This window comes from Psychrobacter sp. H29, from assembly GCF_059073055.1.
This window is the reverse complement of sequence record NZ_JCACRY010000001.1, coordinates 1,881,903-1,906,305: the sequence shown is the minus strand read 5'-3', so window position 1 is coordinate 1,906,305 and position 24,403 is coordinate 1,881,903. Positions and strand designations below refer to the sequence as shown.

General features: G+C 44.6%; 15 protein-coding genes. 12 read left to right on the top strand and 3 right to left on the bottom strand.

Features of this window, described 5'->3' with window-relative positions; all coding sequences use genetic code 11:
• Positions 1–289 precede the first annotated feature (289 nt).
• From AC5JP1_RS07685 to AC5JP1_RS07635, 11 genes are all read left to right on the top strand, one after another.
• On the top strand, positions 290–1,366 hold the full coding sequence (locus AC5JP1_RS07685) for an esterase/lipase family protein (protein WP_319051761.1): 1,077 nt from the start codon (positions 290–292) through the stop codon (positions 1,364–1,366).
• A gap of 90 nt (positions 1,367–1,456) precedes the next feature.
• Entirely contained in the window at positions 1,457–2,560 is a 1,104-nt protein-coding gene (locus AC5JP1_RS07680) for a lipase secretion chaperone (protein ID WP_493843693.1), read from the top strand.
• 178 nt (positions 2,561–2,738) lie between these two features.
• Positions 2,739–2,870: a hypothetical protein gene (locus AC5JP1_RS07675; protein WP_319051759.1), complete on the top strand. Its 132-nt coding sequence runs from the start codon at positions 2,739–2,741 to the stop codon at positions 2,868–2,870.
• A gap of 374 nt (positions 2,871–3,244) precedes the next feature.
• Positions 3,245–3,733 (top strand): META domain-containing protein, encoded by a 489-nt coding sequence (locus AC5JP1_RS07670; protein ID WP_493843692.1) that lies wholly within the window; start codon positions 3,245–3,247, stop codon positions 3,731–3,733.
• A 278-nt stretch (positions 3,734–4,011) separates the two neighbouring features.
• The gene (locus AC5JP1_RS07665) at positions 4,012–5,016 is read left to right on the top strand and encodes a Xaa-Pro aminopeptidase (RefSeq protein WP_493843691.1); all 1,005 of its coding nucleotides are present in this window, start codon (positions 4,012–4,014) and stop codon (positions 5,014–5,016) included.
• 181 nt (positions 5,017–5,197) lie between these two features.
• On the top strand, positions 5,198–5,866 hold the full coding sequence (locus AC5JP1_RS07660; RefSeq protein WP_493843690.1) for a hypothetical protein: 669 nt from the start codon (positions 5,198–5,200) through the stop codon (positions 5,864–5,866).
• Positions 5,867–5,982: 116 nt separating this feature from the next.
• The gene (locus AC5JP1_RS07655; RefSeq protein ID WP_493843689.1) at positions 5,983–8,058 is read left to right on the top strand and encodes a flotillin family protein; all 2,076 of its coding nucleotides are present in this window, start codon (positions 5,983–5,985) and stop codon (positions 8,056–8,058) included.
• Positions 8,059–8,312: 254 nt separating this feature from the next.
• Positions 8,313–14,516 carry a DNA repair ATPase gene (locus AC5JP1_RS07650; RefSeq protein ID WP_493843688.1) on the top strand — a complete coding sequence of 2,068 codons (6,204 nt, stop codon included), beginning with the start codon at positions 8,313–8,315 and terminating at the stop codon, positions 14,514–14,516.
• Positions 14,517–14,596: 80 nt separating this feature from the next.
• On the top strand, positions 14,597–14,758 hold the full coding sequence (locus tag AC5JP1_RS07645; RefSeq protein WP_075106903.1) for a DUF2256 domain-containing protein: 162 nt from the start codon (positions 14,597–14,599) through the stop codon (positions 14,756–14,758).
• A 45-nt stretch (positions 14,759–14,803) separates the two neighbouring features.
• Positions 14,804–14,944, top strand: coding sequence for a DUF2256 domain-containing protein (locus tag AC5JP1_RS07640; RefSeq protein ID WP_493843687.1), 141 nt, complete (start codon positions 14,804–14,806; stop codon positions 14,942–14,944).
• Between the two features lie 152 nt (positions 14,945–15,096).
• Positions 15,097–17,064, top strand: a complete 1,968-nt coding sequence (locus AC5JP1_RS07635; protein ID WP_493843686.1) for a hypothetical protein — start codon at positions 15,097–15,099, stop codon at positions 17,062–17,064.
• Between the two features lie 43 nt (positions 17,065–17,107).
• On the opposite strand, the gene AC5JP1_RS07630 is transcribed toward AC5JP1_RS07635, so the two are convergent.
• Positions 17,108–18,273 (bottom strand): IS3 family transposase gene (locus AC5JP1_RS07630; RefSeq protein WP_493842780.1). Its coding sequence is split into 2 segments (ribosomal slippage): positions 17,108–18,015 and positions 18,015–18,273, totalling 1,167 coding nucleotides; the frame shifts between segments, so codons are not numbered across the junction.
• A gap of 17 nt (positions 18,274–18,290) precedes the next feature.
• Between AC5JP1_RS07630 and AC5JP1_RS07625 the strand changes: the two genes are divergently transcribed.
• Complete coding sequence (locus tag AC5JP1_RS07625; protein ID WP_493843685.1) at positions 18,291–18,875, top strand: hypothetical protein; 585 nt, start codon at positions 18,291–18,293, stop codon at positions 18,873–18,875.
• 236 nt (positions 18,876–19,111) lie between these two features.
• On the opposite strand, the gene AC5JP1_RS07620 is transcribed toward AC5JP1_RS07625, so the two are convergent.
• Positions 19,112–20,041 (bottom strand): bile acid:sodium symporter family protein, encoded by a 930-nt coding sequence (locus AC5JP1_RS07620; protein ID WP_493844450.1) that lies wholly within the window; start codon positions 20,039–20,041, stop codon positions 19,112–19,114.
• Between the two features lie 206 nt (positions 20,042–20,247).
• Complete coding sequence (gene metH / locus AC5JP1_RS07615; protein WP_493843684.1) at positions 20,248–24,063, bottom strand: methionine synthase; 3,816 nt, start codon at positions 24,061–24,063, stop codon at positions 20,248–20,250.
• Positions 24,064–24,403: the final 340 nt, after the last annotated feature.

Here is a 24,403-nt window from a genome sequence, read left to right as displayed (position 1 = left end):
CTTATAATTATGGGTTTCATGTAAACAGATTATACCATAAATGGAAGAACGGCAGTTCTAGGTTAAGTGATAGTCAACCTATCATTATGATTGATAATAATTGCTTTACAGCCTATAAAAACTGAACATGACCCCGTAGTCACACTAATATATTCATATTCTGATAATTTAGTTGAATCTTACAGAAGATATCAGTAATGTAGTTTTGCCTGCTAAAGGGATTAGCAGCAATCTTTATCGCTTTTGTGCGGTACAGATAACTAAAATCAACGATAACAAGGATGTTGTTATGACACTCTCTTCATACGTTCGTGCCGCCATCACACCAAAAGCTTTTTTGCCAATACTGGGTTCAATCGGTACTGGTGTCTTATTAATGACACTACAAACCACATCAGCCCAAGCAGCAGGTCAGTACTATAATTGTGCCAACGCCAATGGTTGTAAGCTGGTTGACAGTAGGTACTTCACATCTAGCTATACCAAAACCAAATACCCAGTCGTTATGGCTCATGGACTTGGCGGGTTCACCCAGTTATTTGGGGTTATCGATTACTTCAACGGCATCCCTACAGAGTTGATGAAGGGTGGCTCAGAGGTATATACCACCAAGACGTCAGCCGTCAATAACAGTGAGATTCGCGGAGAGCAGCTGCTACAACAAGTCAAAACTATCGCCGCTATTTCAGGCGATCCTAAAGTCAATTTGTTTGGGCATAGTCAAGGCGGTATAGATATTCGTTATGTCGCTGGCGTCGCACCAAAGTACGTCGCATCAGTTACAGCAGTGTCGAGCCCAGAGCAAGGATCAAAAACAGCCGATTTTGTCAAAAACGTCCTCGAACCAAATAACAATACTGGTACGCCATCGAACATCACCACAGAGTTAGTATCAGGCGTCTTTAATTTGATTGGTGGTTTTGCAGATGTTGGTTCAGGTATCAGTTTTAAAGAGATACAAGAGCAAGATGGCTGGCAAGCACTCATGGCGTTATCAACTGACGGTGCTGCACGCTTCAATGCTAAATTCCCTGCAGCCATGCCAAGAAACTATTGTGGTCAGCCTACCAGTACTGCGGTCAATGGGATCAAATACTACTCATTTAGCGGTGTTGGACAAATCACAAGCGTACTTGATCCTAGCGATTATCTATTGGCCGCGACAGGTGTACCGTTTGCAGGTGAGTCTAATGATGGGTTGGTATCTGCCTGTTCGAGTCGTCTTGGTTATGTGATTCGTGATAACTATAGAATGAACCATTTGGATTCAGCTGATCAGGTGCTAGGTCTGACAGCATGGGGTGATTCTGAACCAAAATCTATCTACCGTACTCAGGTCAATCGTCTCAAAAACGCTAACCTTTAAGAGCGTAAGGTTTTAACACGCAGGATTTTAAAAACGCAAGATTTTAAAAACATAAGCCCTAAAGCTGACTAGTAAAAAGAACCCTCATCTATGTCGAATAATCGCCGCCCAGCCTATTTACCCATCGCTATAATCGCCGCGGTCATCATAGCGCTAACTGCGGTGGTGATTATGTGGTTCAAGCCTGATAATAACCAGACAAGCTCAGCTCAAACGATGGCATCTGTTGATGATAGTGAATATAACGAGTCAATCTCAACTGAGTTGGCTACTGGACAAGTTATGGAAGCAACACTCCCCCAAAACCAGTCTGCATTTGTCACTGGATTAGAGCGTCTGCCACGATCACTAAAGGGCACACAAATCGATGGCGAAATCATCATTGATGAAAACAAGCAATTGGTCGTTACAGAAGGGCTGCGGCGTTTATTCGATTATTTTTTATCCGCACTTGGTGAGGAGGACGAAACAGTTATCACTGCACGCGTTGAGAGTTACATCCGTCACCACACGCCAGAACCTGCTGCGAGTCAAGCAGTTGCTATATTTAACAAGTATGTCGCCTATCTCAAAGCACTGCCAGAGATAGAAAAGCGTTACGGTAATCTACAGCTACAAGCGACCAAAAGTGGCGAGCTGGACTTGAATGCAGTCGCTCAACAAAAGCAAGACGTGGCCAGCTTACGTCAGCAATATTTTGACAAAGCGACCATTACGGCGTTCTTCGGTGCTGCAGATGACTATGATGACTATAGTGTCGAAATGGTCAGAATCAATCAAAACCAGCAAATGAGCGATGCTCAAAAGCAAGCCGCTAGGCAAGACTATGTCAGTCGCTTGCCAGACAATGCCACCAAAACCAATATCCAGCAGCAAGCCAATCTTGGTGAGCTGATGGCTCGTACCGAACAAATGAAAGCGCGCGGTGCAACACCCGAAGCCTTATACAATATGCGTCGAGAGCTCGTCGGCGCACCAGCGGCAGAGAGACTGGCACAAGTTGATCTAGAAGACGCCAACTTTGACCAGCGTTTCAACCAGTATGAGACGCAAAAACAGCGCTTATTAAGTCAAAGTGCAGATCAAAGCCAAGCAAAAACTCAGATAGAACAACTTGAGCAGCAGTTGTTTGACGATGCTGAACGCAAGCGTTTATCAGGGTATGCTGCTCTACAAGAAATGAAGGCGCAGTAAGCTTATTTCATTAACATTAATTAACTTACAGCAATGTAAGAGATGGGTATGCTAAAAGTGTGAATAAGCTACGGTCTCTGGGAGAAGTACGGCCCAATATCTGTAGTTTAATACAATGATAGTTATACTTCACTTGAACCAACCATAACGGTATATTAGAACTATTCTAGGAGCTCATATGAAAAACATGACCAAAGCATTGATGACAGGTATTGTAATGGTAACGGTACTCGTCGGTTGCCAATCTATGTCGAGCATGACAGCACCTGCTACTGACCAGCCAGAGATTACCGGTACAGATGTGATCTAAAATGATAACTGATATGCTGAATAAACCCTTTTTAGATGTTTCATTTGAGGCAGTAGGGAATGACAGCAATCACTAGTATCTAATAACAATATACAGAAGCACCTCACTATATAGTGGGGTGTTTCTGTATAAACACTCATCGAGCAAATCTGCTTTATCATTTGTTAGAATAGCATCCAAACGACTATAGAATTGAATCCATTAGTTTTAAATATAACACCCAGTTTATAATGACAGCCGATAATGAGTCAGGATAAACGTAGTTATTCTTTAATACAGGAAATAACACAATCAATCATAATAAAACTAAAATTTTGGCTAAGCTTATTGGGGCTTATAACAAGAGTTTTCGGTTCAATATGTAAGGAGAAGAAATGAATAACATGATGAAAGTAATGATGGTCGCTACTTTTACCACTGGGGCGCTTGCTGCTGGTTGCCAGACGACTGCTAATCTGCCTGCGCCAAGCAGTCAGGCAGTTACCAACGATGCCTTACAAGCTTACGCTTGGCAGCTGGTTGACGCCAAAGAGAGCAACGGTGAGCAAGTATCGCAACTGTTCTTTGATCCAGCAAAACCTCTGACCCTAAGCTTTATGAACGATGAGGGCAGAGACTACGTAGCATTTATAAATACCTGCAACAACATGAGCGCAGGTTATAGCGTTATAAATGGTGATGTGCAGATCAAAAATGGTATCAGTACTTTGATGGCGTGTCCTGAGCCACAAGCCAGTTTTGATACCGCGGCATTAGACACAGTACAAGGTAAGTACAGCCTTAGTAAAAATGCTAACAATGTGCCTATCTTAACGATCAAAAGTGAGAATCAAGTAGCTCACTTCAAAGCGGTCTCAAAATAGGCCTGCCATTTGTTGAGATGAGCACGTATTAAGCGTAAACAGACTAATAGACAAACAGACCAATAGACAAACAGACGAGTTAAACTTCGTAGAGCCCCACTAACTAGTGGGGCTTTTTTTATCCAAAGTTTGAGCCAGTTTAGGCTACACTAGAGTAATGCTCCTGCAATAAACTTAATTTTTAAAAAAGCAGCTACGGATTTAAATATCAGAGCAGTGATGCTTAATTTTAGCTATTTACCGTGCTTTTTCCCTCAGACGTTATTGGATACTACATTATGCTCAAAATCCACATGTCAGAACTCAAGTTGCCAAAAGTGACAGTGAGAGGTGTCACTACGCTCGCTATCGTTGCGGCGCTGACAGGCTGTCAGACATTGCCTGATATTCAAACCAAAAAACCGATCAGTACCGTCGACAGCAATCCGCTGACTGCGCGTATGCCTACCATTGATCGTCAAGGGTATATTGCTTACGTAGAGGAGCAAGGGCTTGGAGCGGCTAAAGTATCGACACTCTATAGTATCCGTCCTGATGGTAGTGATCGTCAGCTCATTGATCAGTTGCGCGGCTATATCTATGCACCAGCATGGTCAGCCGATGGGCAATTACTTGCTTATAGCAAACAAGCTGCACGTGAACATCCCAAGATCTATATATATGATCGTCGTAGCAAGACGCGCAATCTAGTCGTCAATGCTGAAGGCAGTAACATGTCAGCGTCATTCTCACCGGATGGTCAGCATTTACTCTACAGCTCGACCGTCGGCGGCAATGCTGATATCTATGAGATGCAACTGAGCGATGGCAAGACGCGTCAGCTAACAACCTTGCCGAGTACTGAGGTTCAGCCAAGTTATGCAGCAGATGGCAAGAGCTTTGTATATACCAGTGATAAAGTCCGGGCTGGACGCCCACGTATCTATCGCTACAACTTTGCAACCAGTAGTGCCACGCCTGTACCGACCAGCGGTTATGTCGCCAGTCCACAGCTCAGCTCAGACGGTCAACGGATGGCTTACCTTAATGGCCGTAAAGCCGCTGTTATGACGCTGACAACTGGACAAGTATCCAATCTGGCAGAAACTGGACTTGATGAACCTGCTCGTCTGTCTCCTTCTGGAAACTATGCGGTTTATCCTACACGCTACTCAAAAATCAGTGGGCAAATCGGCGGTAAGAATGGGGGAGATCTGGTGATTCATTCGCTCTCAGGGAATACAAGCTACGCCATTAATAGTCAAGATGGTGGCGTCGTGCGCTCACCGATATGGGGACGTTAGTAACAATTCCTATATATTATGTAATGAAATGTATATATAATTATGAATAAGAAAATATAAGTTGATTCTGAAGGGTTTAAACAAATAGCGTCAGGTCGGTTAAGCGTTATCCGCATCGTACTAAGCGCTGCACTGAACGATTAGCGTATCAGACTAGGTGGGTAAAGGGAGAGCAGGTGTCATGCAAGAAGCGTTTTTAGTATTTGTTACTAAGATCAGTTTGTATCCCACGATTATTTTTACTGGGCTTGTGATGTTTGTCACCTTGTATTGGGTTGTGTCTTTGCTTGGCATGGCAGATATGGACACTGTCGATCTGGTTGATGTAAGTGGTGAGTCAGGCAGCGATACTGATATCGCCAACTTGTCATCGACTGGTTTTTTCACAGGTCTCATGCTCAAATTTGGTCTTTATGGTGTTCCGTTGATCATCATACTCAGTCTCGTTAGCTTGATAGGGTGGCTACTCAGCTACTTATATACCAGCTTTTTACATCAGTATCTTGATTCGGGTGCGCTGTATTATTTATTCGGTACAGGGGCACTTGTCTTTGTCTTGGTTGTATCGATGTGGTTGACAGGCATTATTATTTCCCCTATCCGCAAAAATATAGCCAAAATTCCCAAACGTAATTCGTCTAGTAACGTGGGTAGAGTCGCTGTAGTGCGTACGCTCAGTGTGACGGACAAACATGGCGAGGCGACACTCAATGATGGCGGTGCTGGACTGATACTCAAGATCCGATCAGACATGAACGACCATCAACTAAAACAAGGCGATAAAGTCGTGCTGGTAGAGTACTTAGATAGCACTAATAGCTATCGAGTGACTCCTGTTGAAGACAAATAAAGCTCATCAATGATATTGCTCAGTGGATGATGGCTAAATAACATAAAAAATAAGTATTTAGTAAATATAGCAAGAGTTTTAAATTCGCTTGGAATGTTTTAATTAAAGGAATGGATATGGACATACTCATTATCGTCGGCGTGGTTGTGGTGCTGGCGTTTGTTTTTATGATGGTCGCACTTTTGATGCTCAAAGCCTTTTACTTCAAGGTTGAGCAGGGCAAAGCACTCATTATCAACGGTGTGAGTAAAATAGCCGTACGCTTTGATGGCGGCTTTGTGTGGCCAGTAATCAACAAAAAAGAGCTGATGAGAATCTCGCTCATCACGCTAGAGGTTGATAGACGTGGTAAAGAAGGTTTGATTTGTGCGGATAATATGCGTGCTGATATCACAGTCGCATTCTATCTACGTGTCAATGAAACCGAAGAGGATGTACTCAAAGTCGCCAAGTCCGTCGGTGTTGAGAGAGCCTCCGATAAAGTCGCGGTCAATGAGCTGTTTAACGCTAAGTTTTCAGAAGCACTAAAAACCGTCGGTAAGCAGATTGATTTTGTCAAACTGTTCGAAAACCGCAGCGAGTTCCGCGACAGTATTGTCCAAGAAATCGGTAACGATCTCAATGGTTATGTCCTAGAGGATGTGGCGATTGATTATCTGGAACAAACACCAAAAGTATCACTAGACTCAAGCAACATCCTAGATGCTGAAGGTATCAAGAAGATCACTCAGCTAACAGCGTTCCAAAACGTCATTACCAATGAGCTTGAGCGTGACGAAGAGCTGGCCGTTAAGAAAAAGAATGTCGAAACCCGAGAAGCGATGCTAGAGTTGGAGCGTCAACAAGCCGATGCCGAAGCCAAGCAAAAGCGTGAAATCTCATCAGTGATTGCCCGTGAAACGGCCGAAACTCGCAAGATTGAAGAAGAAGAGCGCAAAAAATCAGAAACTGCCATCATTATGGTGGAGCAAGATTTGGCGATTCAGCGTGAAAATCAGCAACGTGAAATCGAAGTGGCGGGTCAAAATCGCCTGCGTGCCGTAGTCATTGAAGAAGAAAAAGTCACGCGTGCTCGCGATTTAGAAATTGTCTCGCGTGAGCGCGAAGTAGACTTGCAGCGTATCGAAGCCGAGCGCGCGATTGAGCTTGAGAAAAAAGAAATCGCCAACGTCATTCGTGAGCGCATCGCGGTGGACAAAACTGTGGCGCAAGAAGAAGAGCGTATCAAAGAAGTTCGCGAAGTCAGCGAAGCGGATCGCTCTAAGCAAACGCGCGTACTGGCTGCCGAAGCAGATGCTGAAGAGCTCAAAGTGCGTCAGGTGAAAAAAGCCGAAGCAGAAGAGCTGTCTGCCAAGCATAAAGCTGTCGAAATTACCACGCTTGCCAATGCCAATCTGGAAGCCTCTGCAAAAGATGCGGACGCCAAAATCAAGATGGCGGAAGGTATTAAAGCAGAAGAGTCAGCGCACGGCTTTGCTGAAGCAGCGATTCAAGAAGCCAAGTCAGTGTCGCTTGAAAAAGAAGGCATTGCGAGAGCGAATGTCATCAAAGCTACAGGGCAGGCTGAGGCTCAAACAGACCGTGAAAAAGGCATGGCTGAAGCCGAAGTTATTGCTGCTCGCGGTGCCTCTAAAGCAAAAGCGGAGCGTGACATCGGTATGGTCGATGCAGAGATTGTTGCTGCTCGCGGTGAATCTAATGCTAAAGCCGAGCGTGATGTCGGCATGGCCAATGCTGAGGTTATCGCTGCTCGCGGTGAGTCAAATGCCAAGGCAGAGCGTGACGTTGGACTGGCAAAAGCCGAAGTCACTCGCGCGCACTTCCAAGCCGAAGCAGATGGTCTGGTCGAGAAATTCAATGCCATGGGCAGCATGAGTAAGGAAGCACGTGAGCACGAAGAGTTCCGCATGGGACTTGAGACCGCGCTCCAAGAAGCGATGGCATCAATTGATGCTGGTAAAGAGATTGCCAAAGAAAACGCTGAAGTCTTGGCAGTGGCGCTCCAAAAAGCCAAAATCGATATCGTCGGCGGTGAGGCGCACTTCTTTGATAACTTTGCCAAATCATTGTCGATCGGTAAAGCCATTGATGGCCTAGCGGGTAAGTCAGACACGTTAAGCGGTATTATCAATGGGGTCATGGCCAACCAAGCGATGAAAGCCAATCAGTCAAATAATGACAAAACTGCTTAAGCGATGTGCGATTGGTATGAATATTAGTCGTTATAAACGCTCTGTTATCTAGATAGCAGAGTGATTCAACCAACCCATTTTCAACGTTTGCGCCGAAAATGAGTTGGCTAATCTAAACAAACCCATATTGACCGTTCCTTTAGATTAGCCACGCGCTTCTTTACTTTTAATACTGTTTTATCTCAAATAGCTTCTTATTTCCTGATTGCCAGACAATTCTCTTATTATGTAAAAACAGAAATGGACGAGTAACGATGGCGGACACGCAACACCCAACCAATTCAGATAGTAAAAGCGATCCTAATGCGAACCAAGCAACCCAAACCGATCAGGCAGTGGCCTCTGGTAATGCGTATGAGCTCATCAAAAAACGCCTAACAGAGCAGGGCAGTCGTCTAGAGCAACAAACCGCCAAATTAAATGCTGCACGCCTGATGGAATTTGGCAGCACCCAAATGCAGGTCATTGCCCGCACGCGTATTCGTACCGAGCACAACTGTGTGGCGCAGGATATGGTGCAAGTTGGCGAATACTTGCTGTTTGGCTATAACGTGTTTATGGGGCTAAAGCGCGCCAGTAATATTAAAGATGTGCTGTCGCTATATCGCTTGATAGATCCTGCTAACAAAGGCGATAGCGATGAGAGTCCGAAGAGCAGTAGTGGTGATAGTGCGGAGCAAGAGTATCAGCTCGAAGAGGTCGATTTAACAGGGACGTTTTTAGATCAAAATGCCTTTGTACAAGACTTCAATGAGCTCTATCGTTATTACAAGCAAACACGCCTGATTCAACTGACTGTTAAAGACAGCAAGTTGCTATTGGCGTTTCAGATCGGTGAGCGTATCACCGATATTCGGGTGTTTCGTTTTGCGTTAGACTTTAGCCAAGGCACACCAGAGGCTGCCCAAGTCGCCTACGTGGACAATCGCGGCGAGCGTGATATCGAGTTGCCGCCTGCCTATGACTTTGATTGGATCGAGACCACGCGCGATCAGATGGTCAATGGTAAGTATCCACACATGAATATCTTGGACACGATATTTGTGGAAACCGTCGGCGGTGATTTGACCATCAAGATTGAAGACAACACCCAATCAGGGCAGGGCATCTATAGCGAGCCTGTCAATGACCGTACCCAGTCGCTGACCGATGCTGAGATTGCCTATGCCAAAGTCGGTAGCTTAATCCTCCTCAAAATATTGCCTTATCGTGAGGACAGTTATCGTTACTTTGTTTATAACACTTTGACCGAAGCGGTGCTGCGTTTGGATGCGATTGGTCAGTCCTGCGTACAGTTGCCCGAAGATCACGGTATTATATTTCCGGGTGGCTATTATCTACAGACGGGCGAGTATAAGCTGTTCGATGCCAACAGTGCCGGTGCCAAAAACTTAAAGTTTAAGCGCAAAATCATCTCGACGAATGGCGAAGATGTCCTATTCTTATTTTATGACAGAGAGCTGGGTATCACGGGGCTGTTTCCTTATAACCTGATCAAAAAACAACTGGCGAATCCGATCTATTGCAATGGTATGGCGTTGGCAGACAATGGTCGCTTGGTGCTGTTTAGTGACCAAAGTGAGCCGTCACGCATTCATCCGATGCAGATATGGCACACCCCTTATGCCTCGCCTGAATATGTGAGCGAATTGCCTGAGAGCACGAGCTTCTATGGCAAAATCGGTAACAAAGAGCTGGTGCGCGGCATCTCTGATCTTTATAGCATTACCCGTCTTATCGACAACCAAAGCGTGTCGCAAAAACTCTATGAAGAGCTGTCAGACAATACCAGTAGATTGCTTGATAGCTATTATTGGCTGTCTGAGCCTGAGCTGACTGACGTCGCCAGTAGTATTAAAGAAGTGACAGCGACCGCTGAGTTGGTCATTGATGAATTTGCCAAAGTCCAAAGTATTCAAAAGCAAACCCAAACGGCGCTTGCCGATGCCGAATCTCAGCAAAATGAGATTTTGCGGCAGATAAGGGTCACGACGTTTGAGTCTGCAAGCGACTATGTCGATCAGCTGTCGGCATTGAGACGACAAAAAGGTCGCTTGGTCAGCCTAGAAGATTTGCGTTATCTAGATAGTGATAAATTAGAAGCATTGCAGGTGCAGCTAGAAGAAGCAGAAAGCGATCTTGCCGAAAAAACCGTGCTGTTTTTAAGCGGAGACGAAGCACTATCAAGCTACGAAGGGATATTGGTCGATGTCAGTGAGCGCCTAAACACAGCTGAAACCAATGCTGAGTTAAAGCCAGTGCTCGATAAAATTGATGAGACGGCGCAAGGATTAGACTTGTTGACCGAGCTGCTCGGTACGTTGGACGTTGCAGATGCCACGGTACGTACGCAAATCATCGATGACATCTCGACCATTTATGCCAGCCTGAATCAGAGCAAAGCCAAGCTCAATCATAAACGCAAAAACTTAGGATCAGCTGAAGCGGTCGCGCAATTTGGTGCGCAGTTTAAGCTGTTTGGTCAATCGATTGCCAATGCCTTATCGATTGCCAATACACCTGAGAAATCAGATGAGCAAATGGCAAAGCTGCTCATACAGTTAGAGGAATTAGAAAGCCAGTTCGCCGATCCAGAGACCAATAGCGGCGATCAGTTTTTAGCCGACATCATCAGTAAGCGTGAAGAGATTTACGAAACCTTTGAAAATCATAAGCAGCAACTGCTCGATGCTCGCAATCGCAAAGCGCAAAACCTAGGGGATGGTGCGCTACGGATGCTTGAGAGTATCAAGAAGCGCACGCAAAGCACAGGTGTCACAGGCTTTACCGAGGAAGAAGCGCTCAATACGTACTTTGCCGCCGATGGTCTGGTGCAAAAAGTCCGTAACATCGCAAAAGAGCTACAAGCGATGGGCTTTAGCGTCAAAGCCGATGACATTGATGCGCGCCTAAAAGCCATTCAAATCGAAAGCTATAAGAGTCTAAAAGACAAATCGGACTTGTTTGAAGATGGCGGTCAAATTATTAAGCTGGGCAAGCATCGCTTTTCGGTTAACACTCAACCGCTAGACTTAACCTTGCTCAGTCGCCAGCAGTCGGATGGCAAGCGCGTGCTCAATTTTCACCTGACGGGTACCGACTATTACGAAGCGCTTAATAACACTGAGCTGAATGACTTACGTCCGTATTGGGAGATGAATATTGCCTCCGAGTCCGACAAAGTATACCGCGCCGAGTACTTGGCCTATAGCATCATCGAGAGCGCCAAAAACAGTCAAGACGGTTTGACAGAGACCCGTCTCTACCAAGCATACGACGAAACCGTCATTACGATTGATATCAATGGTGATATCGATAATGACAGTCCGCTGGCAAAACTGGTCAAAGCCTACGCGACTCCGCGTTATCAGCTCGGTTATGACAAAGGTATTCATGACCATGATGCCACGCTGCTGTTGATGCAAATACTGCCGACGTTACGTGAGGCCGGGCTACTGATTTATACCCCGCAAGTCCGCGCACTGGCGCAACTGTTCTATTGGCAGTTAAACATCGTACAAGCGCTGGGTTTAGACAGCCTACGTCAATTTGGCTATGACAATTGGCTGAATGAGTCAGTACTGACCCGCGCGAATAACTGGACGGATAGAGCGGCTACCGCTGAGCAATTGCGCCGTGCCCTTGGTAGTGACACTGCCAAATCCTTACTGGTTGAGGATATGAGCCAAGTGATGCAGCGTTTTGTCGCGGCCTATCGTGACGAGCGTATTGGCAGTAATAATGATGCTAAGCAGCCATCAGACGCTGCATTGGAGTCAGAGCCAGATTCAACTACCAGCGATGTTCACAATACCAATATTTTTAAGCCCAGCTATGTGCAGCTGGCTTGCGAATACTTAGTCAGCGTCATGGGTCAGTCAGCAGAGCCAAATGCCGCCGTATATAACACAATGAACTGGCAGACCAGTAGGCAGGCCGAGCAGTTGTGCGAGCAGCTGAGCCAAACACTGAGTAGCTCACCCGTCAGTACGCAAAGTAATGCCAGTTTTGCTCAGCTACAGTCCTCAATCGGCAAGCTTGGCTTCCAACCCAAATCAGCCTATGAGCTACTGGCGACATGGTTTCATGCACTGCTTGATAAGAACTACGGCAATAGTGAGTCGGCTAACGCAACAGCTGATGGCACGGATGAGGCAGGCGAGACACTCAGTGAAGCGCAGCTTGCTGAGATTGAAGAACAAAACGCACTACGCAAACAGCAACTAGAGAGCGGTCGTCATTATGTGCCAGAAGCCATTGCCGTTTTACTCACTCAACTGAACGATGCGCAGCGCGAAGCCTTGGTGCAGCGTCTGATTGACTCGGGCGCGCGCTTTGATAAAGGCGGCGCAAATAAAGGCACAGCTAATGCCGCTTCCACCTTGTCGTTCTCTTCACCTCAAGCATCATCATCAACGTCATTGACCAGTATCAATAATCCGCTCAATCAAGTGCAAAGCTTTACGCGTCATACGGGTAAAGTGTCGCTTGAGATACAAGTTAACGGTTTATTGGGTGAGCATATTCGTATTCATCAGCAAACCCTCACCTTTGCCGTTGATGACTTTTTAAACCGTTTGCATCACCATGATAGCCAAGTCATTCCTGCCTATCGACGCTATCTGGCCATGCGCTCAGAGATATTACACGCGTCAAAAGAAACCTTGCGATTAGACGAGTTTATGCCGCGCCCCTTGTCCTCATTTGTGCGTAACCGTCTGATTAACGAGAGCTATCTACCACTCATCGGTGACAACCTTGCCAAACAGATGGGCACGGTCGGAGAGGATAAGCGGACGGACTTGATGGGTATCCTCATGATGATATCGCCACCAGGGTATGGTAAGACTACCTTGATGGAGTATGTGGCAAATCGTCTTGGCCTAATCTTTATGAAGATTAACTGTCCGTCACTCGGTCATGACGTCACCTCATTAGACCCCGAAAAAGCCCCGAATGCCACTGCACGAGAAGAGCTGAATAAAATCAACTTGGCCTTTGAAATGGGCAACAACGTCATGCTGTATCTCGATGATATTCAGCATACGCACGCGGAGTTTTTGCAGAAGTTTATCTCACTCGGCGATGGCACGCGCCGTATCGATGGCGTCTGGCAAGGCAAGACCAAAACCTATGACATGCGCGGCAAAAAGTTCTGCGTGGTCATGGCGGGTAACCCCTATACCGAAAGCGGCGAAGCCTTTAAAGTGCCTGACATGCTCGCCAATCGTGCCGATATCTACAACTTAGGCGATATCATGAGCGGTATGGAAGACATCTTTGCCCTCAGTTATATTGAAAACTCCCTCACTTCTAATAGTGTCCTCGCGCCACTGGCCAACCGCGACCTAAGCGATGTGCATCGCCTGATTAAAATGGCAAAAACGGACAATGCCAACCTCGCGCAAGCCCAAAGTAGCGATCTAACCTATCCATATAGCACCTCAGAGATTAACGAGATTATCGCCATCTTGCGTCATATGTTTCAAGTACAAGCAGTTATTTTGGACGTCAATCAAGCCTATATTGCCTCCGCTTCGCAAGATGATAAATATCGCGTTGAGCCGATATTTAAGCTGCAAGGCAGTTATCGTAATATGAATAAAATGACCGAAAAGCTGTCAGCGGTCATGAATGAGAATGAGCTAAACCAGCTGATAGACGATCACTATTTGGGCGAGTCGCAGCTATTGACCCAAGGCGCAGAGAGCAACTTGCTCAAGCTTGGCGAGATGCGCGGCACCTTAACCGAGGCAGAAAAGGAACGTTGGGCGCAGATCAAAGCCGACTTCTTACGTAATAAATCCATGGGCGGCGAAGACGGTGATACGGGCGCGCGTATCGTCGCGCAGTTGGTCGACTTGGCGAGTGGCTTCAATGCCATCAGTCGTCAGTTTGAGACTTACTTGACCAAAAATGATCCAGAGCAAATCGCCCGCTTACGAGAAGCAGAGCGCCAAGCTCAGTTAGAGACTCAGATGGAGGCGCAGTTAGCCTCACAGAAAATCCTCGCTGATAGCGTGATCAATAACGCCAAAGTCGTCAGCGATAGTATCGATAATGGCTTTGAGAAAAGCGTGAGCCAATTGCTACAGATATATAAGCATGACCACAAAGCGGAAGGCGAGTACCTCAAGCAAAACCAAGACGTGCAAAAAGCGCTGATGGTGCAGCTGGTCGATGCCGTGGAGGAACTGGCACACAATATGGCAGATAGCTTGTCTCGTAGCTTGGCCGAAAGCTTGATTAAAAATGATGAGAGTAAGACCTTAGATAGCGATACGCTTGATATCCATGAGCAGACCACGCTGATGGCGAACGCCCTCAAGCAAGCGCTGGCACCACTGACAATGCGCATGGATGAGAAGCTCGCGATTGATAGCAGTACTGATCAATCTGGTAAGCTGATCGTCAACAGTCTCAATCGCCTAAATAAAATATTTGACGATTATGACTAGTAACTGTGACTAATAGCAATGATACGTAGTAGGCTATAGTGACACGCGACCGATGTCGTAAACAAACCAATGAGAAATGTATGGCGCACAAAAAGAAGAACGTTCGAAAAAAACTCTGCCCTGTCTGCGAGCGCGAGTTTAGTTGGACTAAAAAGCTCGATAAAAACTGGGAGAGCATGGTCTATTGTTCAGACCAATGCCGCCGAATTAAGAAGTATGAGGGCGTCGAGCATCAAAAGTAAGATTTCACTGTAACGCAAATAGTCAAAAGTAGATGGGAGTAAACAATGGCACATAAAAAAGCAAATCTACCGCAAAAAACTTGCCCCGTCTGCCAGCGTCCGTTTACGTGGCGCAAGAAGTGGGAGAAAGACTGGGAGCAGGTGATTTATTGTTCTGAGCGGTGTCGGCGGGGTAGGAAGAGTTAATAATTACCTACAGTATGAGGCTAGAATCAATGTAAGATAAATTAATACACGACATCAGTTGTCGTTATTCTTTTATATTTGCCATTTAATAGTTTTCGATATGTTACGCTATTTCATACGAGTTAAACCTATCATATTTAAAAGGTATTGCTATGAATAAGCATACGATTGAAGAAAAGATTAGCAACTGGCATGCGTCGAAAAAATCTTATGGAAATATTGTTTTACAAGGACATTCCGAAGATATTATTAGCTTAAAAGATAAAATACCTTTTGTATGCGCTAGTTGTGATACTGGAAAAACTGGTTTGTGGAAGATGCAACTAAATAATGTACTAAATGGTGTTGGCTGCCCTGTTTGTAAAAGTATAGACGAGGTTAAATTATTATTTAGCAAGTCTATACTCCACGAAAACAATACTCTTAAAATTATTAATATACAAATTGAGAAACCTAATGTTCCTAGTATAGGTTATATAATTGTTGACAGTGGCGGTAAAAATTCTAGAAAATTTAATAGAAATGAATTACGTGGCTATATAAAATCATATGAGTTTCAGTCTGAAAGTAGATCAAAGTTGGAAGGTTTGATCAAAAATACTAAGATGGACTTTATTAAAGAATTTCCAAGTGGAGATATTTCTTATTATGGTAATAAAATTGAGGGCCTCACAACTCCAGGTTATTACTTCAAAATAAGTGCCAAGCGAACTATGGGAGAGCATATTGATCGGATAGCAAGCTTGAAGCGAGTTAACCAATTAATAGTACAAGAAAAGAAAGATAAAATGAGAGCTAAGAGCCTTATTGAGGAAGGAAAGAAGAATGGTGCTACAAATATAATTTTTAAATCTATGGGCAAAAAAAGAAATGTAGTATATTTAAATAGATTTGGAGAAGAGCGTACAGATTCAATATATAGAATAATGACAACTAACTGGGGGCAAGGTGGTCATAAAGCAGAAAATTTATGTAGAGCTATTTTTAGAGTTATTTTTCCTAATCATAATTGGACTTTTAATATCCGACCAGATTTTTTGAATTACATTACTAGTAATAATTTAGAGCTAGATGGTTATTGTGAAGAATTAAGTATAGCTTTTGAACACAACGGTAGGCAGCATTATGAGCCAATTAGTGATAATGAGGAAAGTATAAAAAATTTTGAAGATATTAAAAAAAGAGATTTGTTTAAAAGAAAAATATGTGCCGAGAGGAATATTAAACTAATAACAGTTGATACTCAGGAGTTAACAGTTGAGAGCTACAGTAAAAATATAATTAAGTTATTAAGAAATAAGAAAATAAACCACTTAGGTGATTACAACTTAACTAAAACTGACATAGATAAAATTGAGAGTCTTTGGAATGGATATAACAAAAACCCATATATCGATGTTCAGAATTCAGTTGTCTATAGCCTTGGAGAGCACAAATTACTTTCTCCTGATAAAGACAGAATAAATAGAGAGTCAATTGTAAAGTACAGGTGCAGTCATTGTAATAAAGAAAATAATATAATCGCAAAATCACTCACTGATAATAAGGTAAGAAAATTTTGTAATTCTTGCAAGAGTAAAGGTTTGCGCTCTAGTAATAATAATAGTAAGAGAGAGATGTTTAAAAAAATCTCTAAATATATAGCTAGTCATATTAAAGAGTTAGAGAATGGTATTTTTTACTTAGTATGCTCTCGAAACTCTGAGCATAATGAGATGATTAGTAATTTAGATGAAAAAAAATTAGAGAGGTTTTTTAATGGAGAGAGCTATAGATGTATTCAATGTGAATTAAAAAGAAATAATTTAGAAAATACATCTGAGAACAGAGCTTCAATTATGACAATGCGCCAAAATGAAGATGTTTTTATTAATGAGATAGCAAAAGCAGGATTAATAAAAAAAGGCAATATAGAATTAAGAAAAGCTGTTAATAATAAAAAATACGAAATTTACTGTCAAGTTTCATGTTCAAAATGCCTAAAAGAACATGTCTTTGATTTAAATATGAGAGAGCTTAAAAGATTACTTAAGAATACTTATCTAAATGATAAAGTGGTTCCTACTCGATGTCTTGTATGCGCTTACCCGGGTTCACGGCCTAATTCACTACAAACGTGACCCCTGCCGTCAATCCCGTATATATAAACTTGGGAGATTTTGATTACGCAGCCTGACGATAATAATCAAACCACACCTGTCTTGGCGATTTATAGCCTAAACCCTTTTGAATCCTAGTCTGATTATAATATAACTCAATATATCCAATGATATCTCTGATAGCTGCAAACCTTGTTTTATAGTCTTGGTGATATACTAGCTCGTTCTTCAATATGCCCCAGAAGCTTTCTATGGGTGCGTTGTCAAAGCAGTTGCCTTTACCGCTCATTGAACCTGTAAACTGATGCTGCTTGATGATCTTGTGGTAAGCATGGCTACAGTACTGACTGCCTCTGTCAGAGTGAACGACTAGCCCTTTGCTTGGTTGTTTATTCTTGATGGCCATGTTCAATGCTTTGCATACTAGATCTGCGGTCATTCGCTTATTGATCGCATAGCCGACCAGCTCTTTGGTATATAAATCTTTGACTCCCGCTAAATACAACCAGCCCTCAAGCGTCCAAATATAGGTGATGTCACTGGCCCACGCTTGGTTAGGGCGACTGGCATCAAACTCTTGATCCAACACGTTTGGATAGACCAGTTTGTTGTGATTGGAGTCGGTGGTGACTTTAAAGTGTTTGTGGCGACGGCATTTGATGCTGTATTCCTCTTTGATGCTTCTGACCATGTAGGGACTGATGTTATGACCTTGCTCACTTAGATGCGCATGCAGACGCTCAACACCATAGCGCTCATGAGTTTCACTGTGAGCGGCTTTAACGAGTAGCTCACAATGGTTGCGATGTATCTGCTGCTCGCTGATATCGCGACTCAGCCAGTCGTAGTAACTTGAATGCTTAACCCTTAGCACGCGGCACATAGTGGTGATGGTAAAGAAGTGCTGGTTATCTTTGATGAAGGCGTACCTGACTAGCTGTTTTTCGCGAAGTACGCCGTCGCCTTTTTTAATATCTCTCGCTCCTCTTCGGCTACTTTAAGCTGCCGCTTGAGCTGCTTTATTTCTTGAAGAGCACTCATGAGATCAGGATCATATTGCTCTGTGCCAATCAGCTTGCCTTGATTGGCTTTGTTGTTCCAGTTCGATAAGGTTTGCATGGCGATGCCAAGCTGCTTTGCAGTCGCTGAGATATTGCCATTATTGTCTGATATCTTCTTAACGGCTTCAGCTTTAAATTCTGTGCTATAGGTTCTTATTTTCTTGACCATGATAAACTCCGATTAATATGCTTAGTTTACCAAGTTTACTTGTACGGTTTCTTCAGCATAGCTCAACGACTGTATTTCACAGATTAGATTTTTTAAAAAAATATCATCCATCGGTAGTTTATGTTGATGATTTCGATAGCTCAGGTAAAAGAATGGAAAGGTATAACTGTGGAGAAAGATTTGAGCTATTTGAAAATCCTCATCCAGACTTTTTTATAAGAGCTCATACTATAGGTAGTAAGGAAAAAGCCTCAAAGTTTAGGACACCATGCTATGTTTGTGCAGTAATGCGAGATGATATTCCTCACACGACTAAGAGTATTGAGATGATAGAAGGTCGAATGTATATTATAAGCGAGCTTTTATCTAAGAAGTTCTCTGCTCTACCCCTTTTAAAACCATCTATTAGTTTTGCTAATCAGAGGGATCGTGAAAAACAGATAAGCACAACTGAAACTAAGTTGATATTTCATTGTGGAAACTTAAATCATTCGGAAGAAGAGTCTACTATAGACAGGTACTTCAACAAGAAGCGAGGGTACTGCAAAGAGTGTTTAAAATTGGCAAATATTAAAACTATTCACGCAGAGTTTGATATATAGTTCTGTCTAATAATATCAAACTCTACCTAGCTATTTTAGCTAAACACAGTTTAATATATTTAATTTGAATTAGAAGGTGTAATCATTGATGTAATGAGTAATTACAAATTCGGATTCAACCACTTCTTAGCAGTCTTCATATCCCAATCCTTACGCTCAGCATAACTCTCTAACTGATCACGGCTGACTTCGCTTACATGAAAGTACGTATTGCTAGGCCGCAACCAATAAAATCTCTACCTAGCATCTCTCTTCGCAAAAATATTCGCAACCAACGCTCCACTAAAGTTGTGCCACACACTAAATATCGCACTCGGTAAGGCGGCGACAGGATTGAAATACGTCGCCGCAAGGGCAGCGCCTAGACCAGAGTTTTGCATGCCCACTTCCACCATAATGGCGCGGCGCTGTTTCTCCGTAAATCCAGACAAGCGCGCGATCCCATAGCCCAAGGTATACCCCAGCATATTGTGCAGAGCGACGACGACAAAGACGATGGCACCGCTGTCTAAGATGGTCGCTTTAGACACCGCCACTACCGCCGCAATGATAATTGAGATACCCAATACCGATACCATCGGCAATACCTCGGTGACGAACGCGATCTTGCTACCCAAAAATTTATGAAAGACAACGCCTAGTAAGATGGGCAAGATGACGATTTTGGTGATGGTTATCATCATACTGGCTAGGTTGATATCGATCAGCTGACCGGCAAACACATTTAATAGAATAGGGGTCAAAAAGGGCGCAAGTAGGGTAGAGATAGACGTAATCGCCACACTTAGTGCCACATCGCCTTTTGCCAAAAACGTAATCACATTACTTGACGTACCGCCAGGGCAACAGCCTACCAAGATGACACCGACCGCGATTAAAGGGTCAAGGTTAAAGATGACAGTTAATAGGTAAGCAATCAGCGGCATGAGCGTGAACTGTGCCAACAATCCGACCAGTACAGGCTTGGGGCGTTTAACAATCTCTAGGAAATCTTCAGTTTTGAGCGTCATACCCATGCCAAACATAATGATGCCAAGTATCGGTACGATCAAAAAAGCCAATGAAGCAAAGAAGGTAGGAAATATAAAGCCCAGCACAGCACTGACCAATGCCCAGATTGCAAAGGTTTTGCCAATCCAACTAGAGAGTAATGCAATCTGACTCATAGTCTGTCTCAAAATAACGAAAAATGAAGTAGACAATAATCTAGCACGGTTATTGCTAGTAAATGATAAAAGTATTTTGCCATGACCGTAGCGATAAGTTTGCTGATAGTCAGTAGAGAGCACCATAAAAAATGGCTTACTCATACTAAATGAATAAGCCAAAAAATTATCACAAATTATTTAAGCGTTAACTGAGTTTTGAAAACCTACAAATTCGGATTTAACCACTTCTCAGCTGTTTTTATATCCCAGCCTTTACGCTCCGCATAGCTCTCTAACTGATCGCGGCTGATTTTTCCAATATTGAAATACTCACTGTCAGGATGCGAGTAATAGAATCCGCTGACCGATGACGCAGGCCACATCGCGTAGCTTTCAGTTAGTGTTGTACCGATTGCCTCTACCGTGCCGAGCCAGTCAAACAATTTGCCTTTTTCGGTATGCTCAGGGCAAGCAGGGTAGCCAGGGGCAGGGCGGATGCCGACATATTTTTCTTTGATCATCTCATCATTGGTGAGAGATTCAGTCGGCTGATAGCCCCAGTAGTCTTTGCGGATCAGCTCATGCAGATGCTCGGCAAAGGCTTCAGCTAAACGGTCAGACAGCGCCTGTACCATAATGGCATTGTAGTCATCACCTGCTGCTTTATATTGCTCAGCGAGTGCTTCTGTACCGACGATAGAGACGGTAAAGCCGCCCAAGTGATCGATATGGTTATCCGATGGCGAGATAAAATCTGCCAAGCTAAAGTTTGGCTTGCCGCTGGCCCCCTCTTGTGAACGGTTGCTTTGCTGGCGTAAGTGCTCGAACTGATAGGTCGGTTTGCCGCCATCAGCAGGCGCATTGTCATAGACGGTGACGGTATCCGAGTCAGTACGGCGAGCGGGCATGAGTTTAAACACGCCTTTTGCTACGATTGATTTTTCCTCAATCATTTTGTGTAGTAGCTCGTCAGCATTGTCAAACAGATCACGGGCTGCTTCGCCGACCACATCATCTTGCAAGATTTTTGGGTATTTGCCCGTCAGACCCCAAGAGATAAAGAACGGTGTCCAGTCGATGTATGGCAGCAGATTAGTGATTGGATAGTCATCCAATATCACTTGTCCTAACTTATTTGGCACTGGTGGCACGTAGTTTTCCCAGTCGTATTGAAAGCCAATTTTGACCGATTCGGCATAGGTAACCTTGGCGGCTTTTGGTTGACGCTTAGCCAGGCGTTCGCGGACTTTGATATATTCTTCGCGCGTCTCATCGATGAGGGCGGTACGGTGCTCTTTTGATAGCAGCTTGGTCACCACGCCAACTGAGCGCGAGGCATCCGAGACATAGATGACCGCATCGTTTTGATACTGCGGCTCGACCTTGACGGCCGTATGCGCTTTAGATGTCGTTGCGCCGCCGATCATCAATGGCAGGGTCATGCCGCGCTCTTGCATTTGCTTGGCGACATAGACCATTTCATCGAGACTGGGGGTAATCAGCCCTGACAGACCGATGATATCGACTTTTTCTCTGATAGCCGTATCGAGGATGGTTTCGCACGGTACCATGACGCCCAGATCGACGATATCGTAACCGTTGCAGCCAAGTACCACGCCGACGATGTTTTTGCCAATATCATGCACATCGCCTTTGACGGTTGCCATGAGGATTTTGCCTTTGACTTCGCCTTCGACTTTTTCCGCTTCGATATACGGGTTTAGCCATGCGACGGACTGCTTCATCACGCGGGCAGATTTGACGACTTGCGGTAAGAACATTTTACCCGCACCGAATAAATCACCGACGATATTCATACCGTCCATGAGTGGCCCTTCGATGACCTCGAGCGGTTTGGGGTATTTCTCCCAGGCTTCTTTGGTATCTTCTTCGATAAAGGTGGTCACCCCTTTGACGAGAGCATGAGCGATGCGCTCTTCTACTGTGCCCTCACGCCAGCTCATATCGACGGTGCTGTCTTTTTTCTTGCCGCCATCTTGGTAGTTTTCAGCGACCGTCATTAGACGTTCAGTCGCATCTTGACCAGTTTCACCTTGGTTGCGGTTGAGCATGACGTCTTCGATGGCATCACGCGCTTCTTTTGGAATATCATCATACAGCTCGAGCATGGCTGGGTTGACGATACCCATGGTCAGACCGTTTTTGATCGCGTGAAATAGGAACACAGAGTTAATCGCTTCACGAATCGGGTTACCACGGAAACTAAACGAAACGTTGGACACCCCGCCCGAAACCATCGCATTTGGTAGGTTTTCCGTGATCCAGCGCGTGGCATTAATAAAGTCAGCACCGTAGTTGTTATGCTCAGTGATACCCGTGGCGACGGCAAAGATATTCGGGTCAAAGATGATGTCCTCAGAAGGGAAACCCACCTCGTTGACCAATACATCATAGCTGCGTTTAGATATTTCAATCTTACGCTCGTAGGTGTCAGCTTGTCCGTCTTCATCGAACGCCATGACGATAACGGCGGCACCATAACGCATGCACAGTTTGGCACGCTCAACGAACTCAGCATGACCTTCTTTTAGCGAGATGGAGTTAACGACAGATTTGCCTTGCGTACGTTTAAGGCCTTCTTCGATGATGTCCCATTTGGACGAGTCAATCATCAGCGGCACACGGCTGATATCTGGCTCACCTGAGACGAGGTTGACGAAATGAATCATCGCCTGCTTGGAGTCGAGCATGCCTTCGTCCATATTGATATCGACGATTTGGGCGCCGCCCTCGACCTGATCACGCGCCACATCCAGCGCCTCAAGATAGGCTTCGGTCTTAATCAAACGGAGGAATTTTTTGGAGCCTGTGACGTTGGTACGCTCACCGACATTGACAAACAAGCTATCAGCATTGATGGTAAATGGCTCTAGACCTGACAAGCGGCAGGCAGGCGCAATCTCTGGAATGACACGCGGCGCATAGTTTGCCACGACTTTAGCGATTTGACGGATATGTTCAGGCGTTGTACCACAGCAGCCGCCCACGATGTTTAAGATACCCGCTTTGGCAAAACCTTCGAGTAGGGCGGCGGTCTCTTCAGCGGTTTCGTCATACTCACCAAACTCATTGGGTAGACCCGCGTTTGGGTGCGCAGAGACATAGGTATCCGCGATGTTCGATAGCGTTTGAATATGTGGGCGCAGCGCATCCGCCCCAAGCGCACAGTTAAAGCCAACAGACAATGGCTTGGCATGGCGAATCGAGTTATAGAATGCTTCCGCCGTCTGACCAGATAGCGTACGACCTGACGCATCGGTAATCGTCCCTGAAATCATGATTGGTAGCTCAAAGCCAATATCGTCGAACACACCTGTGATCGCAAATATCGCCGCTTTGGCATTTAGCGTATCAAAGATTGTCTCAATCAAAATAAGATCGACGCCACCTTCTATCAGGCATAAGGTCGCTTCACGGTAATTAAGCACCAATTCATCAAAAGTAATATTACGAAACGCAGGGTCGTTGACATCAGGCGATAGCGAGCACGTACGTGAGGTCGGACCGACCACACCAGCGACAAAACGCGGTTTCTCAGGCGTCTTGGCGGTAAACTCATCAGCCGCTGCGCGCGCAATCTTGGCTGCTGTTTTGTTCAGCTCAGGCACCAAATACTGCATGTCATAGTCAGCCATCGACAGGCGCGTACCGTTAAAGGTATTGGTCTCGATAATATCCGCACCAGCCAACAGATGATCATGGTGAATGTCTTTAATCATGTGCGGCTGAGTCAACACCAGCAGATCATTATTGCCGCGTACGTCTTGGTTGATATCAGCGAAGCGCTCACCACGATAGTCAGACTCTTCTAGCTTGTAGGTCTGAATCTGCGTACCCATCGCGCCATCTAACAGCAGAATTCGTGATGTCATTTGCTCGATGATACGGTCGCGTGCCGTCAGTTGCTGCTCTTTATAAGGAAAGACAGCAGGCGGTGTCAGAATAAAGTCATCAGCAGATGACGGGCTAGAAGTAATGTCAGAGTGAGAAGAAGTCTGTGAGGTCATCGTTTGAGTCATAGTAGCGCTGCTTATATCGTCAATATTATAAAAGGAAGGAATAACAAATAAATAGAGTACAAAATCTCATAAAGAGGGGTAGGCAAATTTGCATTATTCTAGCATGAAACATATCGCCCACGTGGATACTGCCTATTCTACTTTTGCCATAGACAAGCAGTTTGGCTGTGGCACTGCTTACAGCATGATATCGATTCTATGTCGTATAGAAAATAAGAACAAATGAATATCATTTCGCTTAGAGATTACATAAAGCTTTGGTTTTGCAAATGAAAGTCAACGGTTGTTCTTACAAGTGCGACAGAGTTTACACCTGTACTACAAAAAGTTGCGTAAAGGC